This is a genomic window from Nonomuraea sp. 3N208 (assembly GCF_052245935.1).
Taxonomy (GTDB): domain Bacteria; phylum Actinomycetota; class Actinomycetes; order Streptosporangiales; family Streptosporangiaceae; genus Nonomuraea.
The window spans coordinates 118,970-131,618 of sequence record NZ_JBQQBR010000027.1 but is presented as its reverse complement, the minus strand read 5'-3'; the positions used below and the strand labels follow the sequence as shown (position 1 = coordinate 131,618).

Below are 12,649 nucleotides of genomic sequence, written 5' to 3'. Positions count from 1 at the left end.
TCTCCTCAGAGGTGGAACGAGCGGCCGGTCAGGGCGAGGAACGCGTCGTCGAGCGTGCGCTTGTCGATGCGCAGGTCGGCGACGGGGATGAGGTTGCGGGCCAGGGCCGAGGTGACGGCGGTGGCGAAATCGCCCCGGCCGCTGACGGTCACCTGGGTGCCGTCACGGGTCACGCTCGACACGCCGGGAAGGCCGGCCAGCAGGGCGGCCGGGTCGCTGGTGTCCCCGGCCATCAGCGTGAACCGCATCTGGTGTTCGGCGTCAACGCCGTCGATCAGCTCTGCCGGGGTGCCGGTCGCCACGATGCGTCCCCGGTCGAAGACCGCGACGCGATCGCAGAGCTCCTCCACCTCGTCCATGAAGTGGCTGACCAGGACCACGGTCACGCCGGACGCCCGTACCTTCTTGATCAGCTCCCAGGTGGCTCGGCGCGCCTGCGGGTCGAGCCCGGTGGTGAGCTCGTCGAGGAACGCCACCCGCGGGTTCCCCACCAGGGCTAGCGCGATGAACAGCCGCTGCTTCTGGCCGCCCGACAGCTTGCCGAAGCGGGCGTTGCGCTTGTCGGCCAGGCCCCACTCCTCCAGCAGCTCCTGCCAGTCGCGCGGCTTGGCGTAGAAGGAGGCGTACAGGTCGAGCGCTTCCCAGACCTTGATGTTCTCGGGCAGCTGGGTGTGCTGGAGTTGCACCCCGATGCGCTCGCGCAGCTCGCGGCCGTCCCTGACGGGGTCGAGGCCGAGCACCCGGATCGAACCGCTGTCGGCGCGTCGCAAGCCCTCCACACATTCCACGGTGGTGGTCTTGCCGGTGCCGTTGGGGCCGAGGAGGCCGAAGATCTCGCCTTCTTCGACGGAGAACGAGATGCCGTTCAGTACGGTGTGGCCCGCGTACCTCTTGGTGAGGTCGGTGACGTCGATGACTGCCATGGATCAATCATGATTTTCCAGCTCACGATGGGGATCGCCCGCTCGGCCGGGATTCGCGGTGGATGTGGTTGATCCGAAAATCCACCAAATGGTGGATGGCAGACCTCTTCTGATAGGGAGCGGCCTACGGGGCGGCCGCGCTGCCACAGTCGTTGAAAGTTTCAGCCGTCGTCGCAGATCACCGGATCGCGCCCGGCACAATGATTGAGCTTGGGCCGTCCGCATGCCTACGGTGCTGACATCCGCCCACGGCGATCCGGTCAAGGAGTCCGTCATGCGCGCCCGTGTCGTTCCGGCTCTGATCTTGGCGCTGCTCGCACTGTTCATCAACGTTCCCGAGGCACGCGCCCAGGTGGTGGGCGGCTTCGACTTCTCCCGGGCCGAGGTCTCCGTCACGGGCCTGCAGGTTCCGTGGGCGCTGGCGTTTCTGCCGGACGGCAGCGCGCTGGCCTCCGAGCGGAACACCGGCCGCATCGTCCAGGTACGTCCCGGCCAGACGCCCACCACGGTGGCCACGATCAGCGGGGTGAGCGCCTCGGGTGAGAGCGGCCTGCTCGGCATCGCCGTGTCGCCTTCCTACGCTCAGGACGGCTGGGTGTACGCGTACTTCACCAGCACCAGCGGCGACAACCGCCTGGTCAGGCTCCAGCTGAGCGCCCCTCAGACGCAGACGGTGATCTTCTCCGGGGTCCCGAGCGCCGCCATCCACGACGGCGGCCGCATCGCGTTCGGCCCGGACGGCATGCTGTACGTGGCGACCGGCGACGCCAGCAACACCGCCAACGCCCAGAACCTCAACAGCCCGGCCGGGAAGATCCTGCGCATGACGCCCACCGGCGGGATCCCGTCGGGCAACCCGTTCTCCGGCTCCCGCGTCTGGAGCTACGGCCACCGCAACGTGCAGGGCCTGGCCTGGGACTCCCAAGGCAGGATGTACGCCACCGAGTTCGGCCAGAACACCTGGGACGAGATCAACCAGATCGTCGCGGGCGGCAACTACGGCTGGCCCACGTGCGAGGGCACCTGCGGCAACACGTCCTTCCGCAACCCGATCGTCACGTGGACGACGGCGGAGGCGTCGCCGAGCGGGCTGGCGTACGCCAACAACACGCTCTTCGCGGCGGCGCTGCGCGGCCAGCGGCTGTGGACGGTGCCGCTGACCAGCAGCGGCGGCGCGGGCACCCCGCTGGCCGAGCTCCAGTCCGCCTACGGGCGGCTGCGCGCGGTCGCGGTCGGACCGGACGGCTGGCTCTGGGTGGCGACCAGCAACCGCGACGGCCGCGGCACTCCGGTGGCCCAGGACGACCGCATCATCCGCATCCCGCCGGCCACGAGCGGAACCGACACCACCGCGCCGACCGCCCCGGGCAACCTGGCCGCGTCCGGAACGACCGGCACCAGCGCCACCCTGTCGTGGACCGCCTCGACCGACAACGTCGGCGTGACCGGCTACGACATCCTGCGCGCTCCCGGTTCGTCCGGCGGCGCCTTCGCCCAGACAGGCACCTCGGCGACCACGTCGTTCACCGACACCGGACTGACCGCGAACACCACCTACCGCTACCAGGTCCGCGCCCGCGACGCGGCAGGCAACCTCTCCCCCGTGTCCAACACGATCACGGTCACCACGTCGGGCGGCACCACCACCGGCGGATGCACGGCGACGCCGGCCACCCAGTCCCAGTGGGGCACCGGCTACGTGATCCAGCCCGTCACGGTCGGCAACACCGGCACGTCCACGATCAACGGCTGGACGGTGACGTTCACGCTGCCCGCCGGCCACACCATCACGGGATCGTGGAACGCCACGCTGAGCGTCAGCGGGCAGACCGTCACAGCGCGGAACGCCGGGCACAACGGCACGCTCGCGGCGAGCCAGAGCACGACGTTCGGCTTCCAAGCCTCCCGCCCCAACGGGAACACGCAGGTGCCCTCCGGCTACCAGTGCACGAGCCCCTGACGATAGGCCGCGGGTCCAAGGTGTGATTGGGACCCGCGGCCCATGGTCAGACAGTCGGTGCGATCGAGCGCCTGCTCCGCGCCGGGGCCTGAGAAAATGCCGTGCGCCTGCCGCAGCCACTGAAGTAGCGTCCGACCCCATGACCATTCCTCGCGTACGCCCTCCCCTCGTAGCAGACGAGCGCACCCAGCTCGTCGGCTGGCTCGGCATGCAACGCGCCATCATCCAGTGGAAATGCGAAGGCCTGTCGGAGGAGGACGCCCACCGCCCGGTCCTGCCCGCCTCGCCCCTCATGACGATGGCGGGCCTGGTCTCCCACATGCGCTGGACCGAGCACAGCTGGTTCGAGGTGCTGTTCCTGGGCCGCGACCAGGCCGGCAACCCGGGGTTCGACGATACGGTCGAGGACGCCGACATGAGGGTCGAGGGTGTCCCGCTCGCCCGGCTCCTCGACGAGTACGAGCGCCAGTGCGCCGTCTCCAACGAGATCGTGGCCGCGCACTCGCTGGACGACGTGGGCAAACACCCCGACTTCAAGTCGGCAGGCGGCACCTTGCGCTGGATGCTCATCCACATGGTCGAGGAGACCGCCAGGCACGCCGGCCACGCCGACATCATCAGGGAGCTGCTGGACGGCGAGAAGGGCTACTACTGAGCCAGTGCCTTCTGGTAGCAGCGGGTCAGCGGCGCGTCCACGTACTTGCCGTACGGCTCGGTGAGCGTGTACGCGCACCGCTCGTACAGCGCGATGGCCTCCGGCTGCCGCACGCCCGTCGCCAGCCGCAGCCGGCGATAGCCCAGCCCGCGGGCCAGCTCCTCCAGCGCCGACAACAATGACGTGGCGATGCCTTGCCCGCGGTGGCCGGGGACCACGTACATCCGCTTGAGCTCCCCGGTCACGGCGTCCACTGGCTGGACGGCGCCGCACCCGACGGCGTCGCCGCCTATGGACGCCACGAGATAGCGGGCCCCGGCCCGCACCTGTGAACGGCCCTCACGCCCGTAGCGGACCACCAGCTCCTCGAACGCCGCGTCCAGCAACGCGGCCAGCTCGTCGTCCTCGATGGTGCGCTCCTCGATGACCAGCATGGCGACATGTTAAAGGCCGAGGACCTGGGCCGGGTCGGCGAGGATGCGCTGGATGACCAGCCCGGCGGCCCCCAGCACCGCCGCGTCCGCGCCGGTCTCCGAGACCACCAGGTGCGGTGGCGCGCCGCGCATCTGCCCGAGCCGGGCGGCCATCCCGTCCGCCACCGGCCCTTCGAGCCACGGGAAGAGTCGCGCGAAGATCCCGCCGAGCACGATCCTGCCGGGGTCGAGCAGGTGGACCGCCGAGGTGAGCGCCACGCCGAGCGCGTGCCCGGCCCGCCGGCACGCATCCTGCGCCCGCGCGTCGCCCGACTCCAGCCGCGCCACCAGAGTGGCCACCGAGTCCAGTGGACCGAGCAGGGCGTCCTGGCCGGCGTACACCTCCAGGCAGCCCCGGCCGCCGCATCGGCACGTGGGCCCGTCGGGCACGACGACGACGTGGCCCAGCTCGCCGGCCAGCCCGAACGTGCCGCGGAACACCGTGCCGCCGACGACGAGGCCGGCGCCGATGCCGATCTCGCCGGACACGTACAGAAAGTCTGGAGTACCTGAGCCGAACCAGAGCTCGCCCAACGCCGCCAGGTTTGCCTCGTTGTCGATCGCCAGCGACAGGTCGATCACGTCCTCCACGCGCACGTCCCGCCACCCGAGATGCGGCGCGCTCCGCAGCACCCCGCCCTCCACGGTGCCCGGCACGGCCAGGGCTGCGCCGATGATCCGCAACCCCGCCGACTCGGCCTCGACGGTGATCTCCTTCACCAGGTCACGCAGCTGCTCCAGGATCTCGGCCGGGTTGGAGTTGCGGTTGTCGGCCGCTCTTGTGTGGCGCAGCCGCACGGTGCGGGTGAGGTCGACCACGCAGGCGGCGAGATAGTCGATGTTGATCTCCAGCCCCAGCGTGGCCACCCGGTGGCCGCTCAGGCTCACCGCCACGCCCGGCCGGCCGCGCTCGCCGCCGCGCACCGCGCCGCTCTCGGTCACCACCCCCGCCTCCAGCAGGTCCGCGACCAGACTCGACACGGTGGTCTTGGTCAATCCGGTCATCTCAGCGAGCGCGGCCCGGGTGTGAGGTCCTGTTCGGTGGATGGCGTCGAGTACTACGGCCAAGTTACGGGCACGCATGGAATCATGCCGGACACCTCTTGACGACACCCCATCCACCTCCTCAGGATTATGTACAGATTATGGACTAATATCAGGGAGCGCACGCAAATGACCGCATTCACCCCGACCCCGGACGACCGCTTCTCCTTCGGTCTGTGGACCGTGGGCTGGCAGGCCCGCGACCCGTTCGGCGACGCCTCCCGTCCCGCGCTCGACCCGGTGGAGACCGTGCACCGCCTGGCCGAGCTGGGCGCCTACGGCGTCAGCTTCCACGACGACGACCTGCTCGCCGTCGAGCCCGACAGGGACAAGGCCATCGCCGCCTTCAGGAAGGCCCTGGACGAGACCGGCATGAAGGTTCCCGCGGCCACCACGAACCTGTTCACCCACCCGGTGTTCAAGGACGGCGCCTTCACCAGCAACGACCGCGACGTGCGCCGCTACGCCCTGCGCAAGGTCATGCGCAACCTCGACCTGGCCGCCTCGCTGGGCGCGAAGACGTACGTGTGCTGGGGCGGGCGCGAGGGCGCCGAATCCGACGCCGCCAAGGACGTCAAGGCCGCCATGGACCGCTACAAGGAGGGCCTGGACCTCATCTGCCAGTACGTCATCGACAAGGGCTACGACATCCGCTTCGCCATCGAGCCCAAGCCGAACGAGCCCCGCGGCGACATCCTCCTGCCCACGATCGGCCACGCCCTGGCCCTGATCAACGAGCTTGAGCACCCCGAGATGGTGGGCGTCAACCCCGAGGTCGGCCACGAGCAGATGGCCGGGCTCAACTTCGTGCACGGCATCGCCCAGGCCCTGTGGCGCGGCAAGCTCTTCCACATCGACCTCAACGGCCAGCACGGCCCGAAGTACGACCAGGACCTGATCTTCGGGCACGGCGATCTGAAGAGCGCGTTCTTCCTGGTGGACCTGCTGGAGAGCCACGGTTACGACGGCCCGCTCGTCTTCGACTACAAGCCGCTGCGTACCGATGACCCCGAGGACGTGTGGGTCTCGGCCGCGGCGAACATGCGCACGTACCTGATCCTCAAGGACAAGGCCGCCAAGTTCCGCCAGGACCCCGAGGTCCAGGAGGCCATCCGCGCCTCGCGCGTGGACGAGCTGGCCCAGCCCACGCTGGCGGCGGGCGAGACCTGGCAGGACCTGGCCAAGGACGACTTCGACGTCGAGGCGGCGGCCCTGCGCGGCTTCCACTTCACCCGGCTCAACCAGCTCGCGCTCGAGCACCTCATGGGGGTACGCGGATGAGCAAACCCATCAGCGTCCAGCTCTACACGGTCAGGGAGGCGATGGCCGCCGACCGCGACGCCGTGTTACGGCGCATCGCGGAGATCGGGTACCGGGCGGTGGAGCCCTACGACCCGACGGCCGACCCCAAGGGCTTCCGTCAGGTGGCCGACGACCTGGGGTTGAGCGTGTCGAGCACGCACGCGTACGCGCTTCTCAGCCGGGAACCCGCAGAGGTCTTCGACGCGATCGCCACGATCGGCACGGACCTGGCGATTCTCCCCGGCGGCATCGCCGAGGAGGAGTTCACCACGCGCGACGGCCTCCAGCGCACCGCCGACCTGCTGAACGGCCTGGCCGAGCAGGCGGCGGGGCACGGGATGCGGATCGGCTACCACAACCACTGGTGGGAGATCGAGCCGCGGGTCGACGGCCGGCACGCCATCGAGGTGCTGGCCGACCTGCTCGCCCCCGAGGTGTTCCTGGAGATCGACACCTATTGGGCGGCCGTGGGCGGAGCCGACGTGCCCGCCCTGCTCGGCCGCCTGGCCGAGCGCACGCTGGCGCTGCACGTCAAGGACGGGCCGGTGGTCAAGGGCGAGCCGCACGTCGCGGTGGGCCAGGGCGTCATGCCCGTGCCCGGCATCCTTGCCGCCGCGCCCGGCGCCTGGCGCATCGTCGAGCTCGACGAGTGCGCGACCGACATCTTCGCCGCTCTCGCGGACAGCCACGCCTACCTCACCTCCTTGGAGAGCTCTTGAGTCATGGCCCCGTCGGCGTCGCCCTGGTCGGCGCCGGAAACATCAGTGGCCAGTACCTCCGCAATCTCACTGCCTTCCCCGACGTACGCGTGCTCGGCATCGCGGACCTCGACGCCGAGCGTGCCGCCGAGGTCGCGCGCGAGTACGACGTCCCCCTGTCGGGTGACCTCGGGACGGTGCTCGCCGTGCCCGAGGTCGAGCTCGTCGTCAACCTCACCATCCCGTCGGCGCACGCGGCCGTCGCGTTGGAGTCGCTGCGCGCGGGCAAGCACATCTACGGCGAGAAGCCCCTCGCCATGAACACCGACGAAGGCACGAAGATCATGGCCGAGGCCGCCAACCTCGGCCTCCGGGTCGGCGGCGCCCCCGACACCTTCCTCGGCGCCGGGCTCCAGTCCACGGTGCACGCCCTGCGCTCGGGCCTCATCGGCGAGCCGGTCGCCGTCACGGCGGCCACGCAGAGCCTCGGCCCGGAGTCCTGGCATCCCAACCCCGAGTTCTTCTACCAGCCCGGCGGCGGCCCGCTGTTCGACCTCGGTCCCTACTACCTGACCGCCCTGGTGTCCCTGCTCGGCCCCGTCGCCCGGGTGGCGGCGGACAGCCGCAGGGCCCGTGACCAGCGGGTCGTCGGCTCGGGGCCCAAGGCCGGGAAGATCTTCCCGGTGGACGTGCCGACCCATGTCAACGCCCTGCTCGACTTCCCGGGCACGGCCACGGCAGCGGCCACGTTCAGCTTCGACTCGGCCGTCAACCGCAGGATGATCGAGATCATCGGCACCGAGGGCGCGTTGTCGCTCCCCGACCCGAACACCTTCGAAGGCCCGCTGCTGGCCCGCGGCCTGCACGATACGGACTGGCGGGAGCTGCCGCTGTCCGGCACCACGGCCGGGCGCGGCATCGGCGTCCTTGACATGGCCAGGTCGATCCGCGCGGGGACCCCGCATCGGGCGTCCGGTGAGCTGGCCTACCACGTGCTGGAGCTCATGGTCGCCATCACGGATTCCGGCGAGCGCTCGGAGTTCCGTCCCATCATCTCGAGCCTGACCGCGCCGGAGCCGCTTCCGGCCGGCTGGGACCCGTACGCGGTGACCCTGTCCTGATCCGCGGTTCCGTTGGCCTTAGCTGCCGGGAACCGCGAGAATGGCCCGATGGCTACGAGTGGCGAGACCGATTGGGTGTCCAGGTTCGCGGACCAAGTGATCTCCGAGGCGGAGAAACGCGCACCTGGCGCCCCCATCGTCTGCGCCTCCGGCCTGAGCCCGTCCGGACCGATCCACCTGGGCAACCTGCGTGAGATCATGACGCCCCACCTCGTCGCCGACGAGATCAGGCGGCGTGGGGTCGCGTGCACGCACCTGCTGTCCTGGGATGACTACGACCGCTTCCGCAGGGTGCCCGCGGGCATCGACCCGTCGTGGGCCGAGCACATCGGCAAGCCGCTGACGTCGGTGCCCGCCCCGCCGGGCAGCACACACGCCAACTGGGCCGAGCACTTCAAGGCGCCCATGATCGAGGCCATGGCCGAGCTGGGCGTGCAGTGCCGGATGATCAGCCAGACCGAGCAATACACCTCGGGGGTCTACCGGGAGCAGATCCTGCTGGCGGTGCGCGAGCGGGCCGCGATCGACGCCGTGTTGTCGCGTCACCGGTCGAAGCAGGTGGAGGACTACTTCCCGTACAAGCCGTACTGCGACCTGTGCGGGCGCGACCTCACGACGGTCACCGCCTACGACGACGCCACCACGGAGCTGGCCTACACCTGCGAGTGCGGCTTCGGCGAGACCGTCCGGCTGGCCGAGCACGACCGCGGCAAGCTGGTGTGGAAGGTCGACTGGCCGATGCGGTGGGCGTACGAGGGTGTGATCTTCGAGCCGTCCGGCGTCGACCACCACTCCCCTGGCTCGGCGTGGACGGTCGGCGGCCGGATCGTGTCCGACGTGTTCGACGGGAAGCAGCCGATCGGCCCCATGTACGCGTTCGTCGGGATCACCGGCATGGCCAAGATGAGCAGCTCCAAGGGTGACGTGCCGACGCCGGCCGACGCCCTGGAGATCATGGAGGCGCCCGTGCTGCGCTGGCTGTACGCCCGCCGCAAGCCGGCCCAGTCCTTCAAGATCGCCTTCGACCAGGAGATCCACCGGCTCTACGACGAGTGGGACGCCCTGGGCCGCAAGGTGGCCGCGGGCCAGGCCCAGCCCGCCGAGCTGGCGGCGTACGACCGGGCGGTGCACACGGCCGAGGGCCCGCTGCCCGTCACCCCGCGCCCCGTCCCGTACCGGACGCTGGCCTCCATCGTGGACATCACGACCGGCCACACCGAGCAGACCCTGCGGATCCTGCGCGACCTCGACGGGATCGGCGACCTCGACGCGGCCCGCCCCCGCCTGGACCGGGCGCAGCACTGGGTCGACGCCCACCTGCCCGCCGACCAGCGCACGCGGGTGCGGGAGTCGCCGGACGAGCAGCTGCTCGACTCGCTCGGCGCGAGCGAGCGGGAGTCGCTGCGGCTGCTGGCCGACGGCCTCGACGACTGGTCACTCGACGGGCTGACCACGCTCGTGTATGGAGTGCCGAAGCTCCAGGCGGGGCTGCCCGCCGACGCCGATCCCACCCCGGAGCTGAAGGCCGCGCAACGGGCCTTCTTCGCCCTGCTCTACAAGCTGCTGGTCGGCCGCGACACCGGCCCGCGGCTCCCCACGCTCCTGCTCGCCGTCGGCGCCGACCGGGTGAGGAAGCTCGTCGGCGCGTGACCGGCGCCGTGCTGATCACCGGCATCTCCGCCTCGGGAAAGTCCACTGTGGCCCAGGCCCTGGCGGAGCGGCTGCCCCGGGCCGCCCATGTACGCGGGGACACCTTCCGGCGCATGGTGGTCTCCGGCCGGGCCGAGATGACCCCGCAGCTCGCCGACGAGGCGACGCGCCAGCTCCACCTGCGCTACCGGATCGCGGCCGCCGTGGCCGACCAGTACGCCGAGGCAGGCTTCACCGCGATCGTGCAGGACGTCGTGCTCGGCGCGGATCTGGAGCGCTTCGTGACATGGATCCGGACTCGGCCCCTGCAGGTGGTGGTGCTCGCCCCCGACCAGGCCGCGGTGGAGCGCCGCGAGGGGGAGCGTGCCAAGACCGGCTACGGGGACTGGACCGTGGCAGCGCTCGACCAGGCGCTCCGCCGCGAGACCCCGCGCATCGGCCTGTGGTTGGACACCTCGCGGCAGACGCCGGACGAGACCGTGGCCGAGATCATCGCACGGGCGGAAGAGGCCAGAATCGCATGAGGTAGACCAATGCAAGGGGACTTCAAGTGCGTTGCATGTATGTAGGAGGACCTTGTTCTCATGAACAAGCAGCTTTCCGCCGCCAGCGTCAGTGTCATCGTTCCCGCGATGAACGAGGCCGAGAACCTTCCCCATGTGTTCGCCACGCTGCCCGACTGGATCGACGAGGTGATCCTGGTCGACGGCAATTCGACCGACGACACCATCGCCGTGGCGCGGAGGCTGCGCCCCGACCTGCGGGTCGTCGTACAGACCCGGCGCGGCAAGGGCAACGCGCTCATCGAGGGCTTCCAAGCCGCCAGGGGCGACATCATCGTGATGATCGACGCCGACGGCTCCACGGACGGCCGTGAGATCCGCTCCTTCGTCGACACGTTGCTCGCCGGCGCCGACTTCGCCAAGGGCTCCAGGTACGCGCCCGGCGGCGGCTCCGACGACCTCAGCCCGTGGCGCTCGCTCGGCAACAAGGTGCTCACCGGGCTGACCAACCTGCTCTACGGCACCCGCTACACCGACCTCTGCTATGGCTACAACGCCTTCTGGACGCGCCACCTGGAGGCCCTTGACCTCGATTGCGACGGTTTCGAAATCGAGACGCTGATGAACGTCCGCGCCGCCCAGGCCGGGCTCGTCATCCGCGAGGTCCCCAGCCACGAGCGCTCCCGCATCTACGGCGTCAGCAACCTGAACGCCGTCCGCGACGGCTGGCGCGTCCTCAAGACGATCATGCGGGAACGTACGCGCGGCACCGCCGTGACGACGCAGACCCAGGTAGCACTTGCCAAATGAGGGATGACATCCTCGGACAATGCGCTACATAGTGATCGGAGCAGGAGCCGTTGGTGGAACCATTGGTGCCCGCCTGTACCAAGGCGGGCACGACGTTCTCCTCATCGCGAGAGGCGCGCACTACGAGGCGCTGAAGAGCGACGGCCTGCGCCTGATCACCCCTGAGACCACCGAGACCCTCGACATCCCCGCCGCCGACGGCCCCGTGCCGGCCCGCGACAACGACGTGCTGATCCTGGCCACCAAGTCCCAGGACACGATCGCCGCGCTGGCCGATTGGCCGACGGACCTGCCCGTGGTGTGCGCCCAGAACGGCGTCGACAACGAGCGCACGGTCCTACGGCGGTTTTCCCGCGTTTACGGCATGTGCGTGTGGCTGCCCGCCCAGCACCTGGAGCCCGGCGTGATCGCCGCCCACGCCCACCCCTACTCGGGCATGCTGCACGTCGGACGCTATCCACAAGGTGTGGACGACCTCGCTGCGCAGATCGTCACGGACCTCGGCAAGCACGGCCTCCTGGCCCGTACGGTCCCCGACGTGATGCGCTGGAAGCACGGCAAGCTGCTCGGCAACCTCGCCAACGCCGTGGAGGCTCTTGTCGGCCACCCCGACGGTATGGCGGCGGTCGTGAACCGGGTCCGTGCCGAGGCCATGGACGTGCTGGACAAGGCCGGCATCGCCTACTCCACCCCCGAGGACGAGGCCCAGGTACGCGGCCACCAGGTGGACGTGCGTCCCATCGAAGGCGTCGCCCGCGGCGGCGGCTCGTCCTGGCAGAGCCTGGCCAGGGCCAGCGGCTCCATCGAGGCCGACTACCTCAACGGCGAGATCGTCCTGCTCGGCCGCCTGCACGGCATGCCCACCCCGGTCAACGAGGTGCTGCGGCGCGAGGCGAACCGGCACGCCCGCGAGAAGCTCCCGCCCGCCTCGATGCCGCTGGAGACGCTGGTGACGCTCATCGACGAGCGTTGCGCAGCCGAATCCCGCTGAACTCCAGCGTGCTCTCGATCACCTCCTGCCAGAACGCCCACAGGTTGGGCAGCACCCGCAGCTGAATCCCCGCCTCTTCGTGCAGCTCGAACAGGTCGCCGACGCGCTCGGGCGGGCCCAGCGGCTCGAGCGGCACCTTCGCGACCACCGCGCTCGGCGGGTCGCCGATGGGCAAGAAGTCATCGGCAGGCAGGCGGTAGGCGTACAGCTTGACGTCCCTGAGGGCGTCGAGCCAGCCGTATTCGATCGCGTGCACCCGCTCACCGCAGCCCAGTCCGATGATCCGGGCCTTGTCCTCCTCTGTGGTGCGGGGACCCACCCACGCCATCGCCCGCGGGCAGGCACGGGGGAACCAGTAGTCGGGGCAGCGGTCGTGGTCGACCGCCCACACGTACGGCTCGGTCAGCGCGCTCGTGGGCGCCACATGCGGGACGAACCGCTCGATCGTCGGGTCCTCGGAGAAGTGCAGCACCTGTCCGGGCTCGGGTCTCATGAACGTCATCCTCGCGCATACCCCGG

13 protein-coding genes are annotated in these 12,649 nt (G+C 70.1%); 9 read left to right on the top strand and 4 right to left on the bottom strand.

Annotated elements, in window-relative coordinates; all coding sequences use genetic code 11:
• Window positions 1–5 precede the first annotated feature (5 nt).
• Complete coding sequence (locus ACTWPT_RS35885; RefSeq protein ID WP_443181959.1) at window positions 6–923, bottom strand: ABC transporter ATP-binding protein; 918 nt, start codon at window positions 921–923, stop codon at window positions 6–8.
• A 274-nt stretch (window positions 924–1,197) separates the two neighbouring features.
• Here ACTWPT_RS35885 and ACTWPT_RS35880 point away from each other — a divergent pair, with 274 nt between their 5' ends.
• On the top strand, window positions 1,198–2,883 hold the full coding sequence (locus ACTWPT_RS35880) for a PQQ-dependent sugar dehydrogenase (protein WP_443181958.1): 1,686 nt from the start codon (window positions 1,198–1,200) through the stop codon (window positions 2,881–2,883).
• A 139-nt stretch (window positions 2,884–3,022) separates the two neighbouring features.
• Window positions 3,023–3,538, top strand: a complete 516-nt coding sequence (locus ACTWPT_RS35875) for a DinB family protein (RefSeq protein ID WP_443181957.1) — start codon at window positions 3,023–3,025, stop codon at window positions 3,536–3,538.
• On the opposite strand, the gene ACTWPT_RS35870 is transcribed toward ACTWPT_RS35875, so the two are convergent.
• Together ACTWPT_RS35870 and ACTWPT_RS35865 are read right to left on the bottom strand one after the other, a co-directional pair.
• Window positions 3,532–3,972: a GNAT family N-acetyltransferase gene (locus ACTWPT_RS35870; RefSeq protein ID WP_443181956.1), complete on the bottom strand. Its 441-nt coding sequence runs from the start codon at window positions 3,970–3,972 to the stop codon at window positions 3,532–3,534. The genes ACTWPT_RS35875 and ACTWPT_RS35870 overlap by 7 nt on opposite strands.
• Before the next feature lie 9 nt (window positions 3,973–3,981).
• On the bottom strand, window positions 3,982–5,094 hold the full coding sequence (locus ACTWPT_RS35865) for an ROK family protein (RefSeq protein WP_443181955.1): 1,113 nt from the start codon (window positions 5,092–5,094) through the stop codon (window positions 3,982–3,984).
• A 90-nt stretch (window positions 5,095–5,184) separates the two neighbouring features.
• Between ACTWPT_RS35865 and xylA the strand changes: the two genes are divergently transcribed.
• The 7 genes from xylA to ACTWPT_RS35830 are packed head-to-tail and all read left to right on the top strand — an operon-like array spanning window position 5,185 to window position 12,130.
• The gene (gene xylA, locus ACTWPT_RS35860) at window positions 5,185–6,336 is read left to right on the top strand and encodes a xylose isomerase (RefSeq protein ID WP_327586473.1); all 1,152 of its coding nucleotides are present in this window, start codon (window positions 5,185–5,187) and stop codon (window positions 6,334–6,336) included.
• Window positions 6,333–7,076: a sugar phosphate isomerase/epimerase family protein gene (locus tag ACTWPT_RS35855; protein WP_443181954.1), complete on the top strand. Its 744-nt coding sequence runs from the start codon at window positions 6,333–6,335 to the stop codon at window positions 7,074–7,076. The genes xylA and ACTWPT_RS35855 overlap by 4 nt, the downstream gene beginning before the upstream one ends.
• Window positions 7,073–8,176, top strand: a complete 1,104-nt coding sequence (locus ACTWPT_RS35850) for a Gfo/Idh/MocA family protein (protein ID WP_443181953.1) — start codon at window positions 7,073–7,075, stop codon at window positions 8,174–8,176. The genes ACTWPT_RS35855 and ACTWPT_RS35850 overlap by 4 nt, the downstream gene beginning before the upstream one ends.
• Window positions 8,177–8,224: 48 nt before the next feature.
• Complete coding sequence (lysS, locus tag ACTWPT_RS35845) at window positions 8,225–9,826, top strand: lysine--tRNA ligase (protein WP_443181952.1); 1,602 nt, start codon at window positions 8,225–8,227, stop codon at window positions 9,824–9,826.
• Complete coding sequence (locus ACTWPT_RS35840; RefSeq protein WP_443181951.1) at window positions 9,823–10,350, top strand: AAA family ATPase; 528 nt, start codon at window positions 9,823–9,825, stop codon at window positions 10,348–10,350. The genes lysS and ACTWPT_RS35840 overlap by 4 nt, the downstream gene beginning before the upstream one ends.
• Window positions 10,351–10,410: 60 nt before the next feature.
• Window positions 10,411–11,139 (top strand): glycosyltransferase family 2 protein, encoded by a 729-nt coding sequence (locus ACTWPT_RS35835; protein ID WP_443181950.1) that lies wholly within the window; start codon window positions 10,411–10,413, stop codon window positions 11,137–11,139.
• Window positions 11,140–11,158: 19 nt separating this feature from the next.
• Window positions 11,159–12,130 carry a ketopantoate reductase family protein gene (locus ACTWPT_RS35830; protein ID WP_443181949.1) on the top strand — a complete coding sequence of 324 codons (972 nt, stop codon included), beginning with the start codon at window positions 11,159–11,161 and terminating at the stop codon, window positions 12,128–12,130.
• Here ACTWPT_RS35830 and ACTWPT_RS35825 read toward each other — a convergent pair.
• Window positions 12,096–12,623, bottom strand: a complete 528-nt coding sequence (locus ACTWPT_RS35825) for a DUF6886 family protein (protein WP_443181948.1) — start codon at window positions 12,621–12,623, stop codon at window positions 12,096–12,098. The genes ACTWPT_RS35830 and ACTWPT_RS35825 overlap by 35 nt on opposite strands.
• Window positions 12,624–12,649 lie beyond the last annotated feature (26 nt).

Excerpts from the sequence above, each read along its gene's own strand:
- ACTWPT_RS35885 (WP_443181959.1), bottom strand. The coding sequence starts at position 923 with ATGGCAGTCATCGACGTCACCGACCTCACCAAGAGGTACGCGGGCCAC.
- ACTWPT_RS35880 (WP_443181958.1), top strand. The coding sequence starts at position 1,198 with ATGCGCGCCCGTGTCGTTCCGGCTCTGATCTTGGCGCTGCTCGCACTG.
- ACTWPT_RS35875 (WP_443181957.1), top strand. The coding sequence starts at position 3,023 with ATGACCATTCCTCGCGTACGCCCTCCCCTCGTAGCAGACGAGCGCACC.
- ACTWPT_RS35870 (WP_443181956.1), bottom strand. The coding sequence starts at position 3,972 with ATGCTGGTCATCGAGGAGCGCACCATCGAGGACGACGAGCTGGCCGCG.
- ACTWPT_RS35865 (WP_443181955.1), bottom strand. The coding sequence starts at position 5,094 with ATGCGTGCCCGTAACTTGGCCGTAGTACTCGACGCCATCCACCGAACA.
- xylA (WP_327586473.1), top strand. The coding sequence starts at position 5,185 with ATGACCGCATTCACCCCGACCCCGGACGACCGCTTCTCCTTCGGTCTG.
- ACTWPT_RS35855 (WP_443181954.1), top strand. The coding sequence starts at position 6,333 with ATGAGCAAACCCATCAGCGTCCAGCTCTACACGGTCAGGGAGGCGATG.
- lysS (WP_443181952.1), top strand. The coding sequence starts at position 8,225 with ATGGCTACGAGTGGCGAGACCGATTGGGTGTCCAGGTTCGCGGACCAA.
- ACTWPT_RS35835 (WP_443181950.1), top strand. The coding sequence starts at position 10,411 with ATGAACAAGCAGCTTTCCGCCGCCAGCGTCAGTGTCATCGTTCCCGCG.
- ACTWPT_RS35830 (WP_443181949.1), top strand. The coding sequence starts at position 11,159 with ATGCGCTACATAGTGATCGGAGCAGGAGCCGTTGGTGGAACCATTGGT.
- ACTWPT_RS35825 (WP_443181948.1), bottom strand. The coding sequence starts at position 12,623 with ATGAGACCCGAGCCCGGACAGGTGCTGCACTTCTCCGAGGACCCGACG.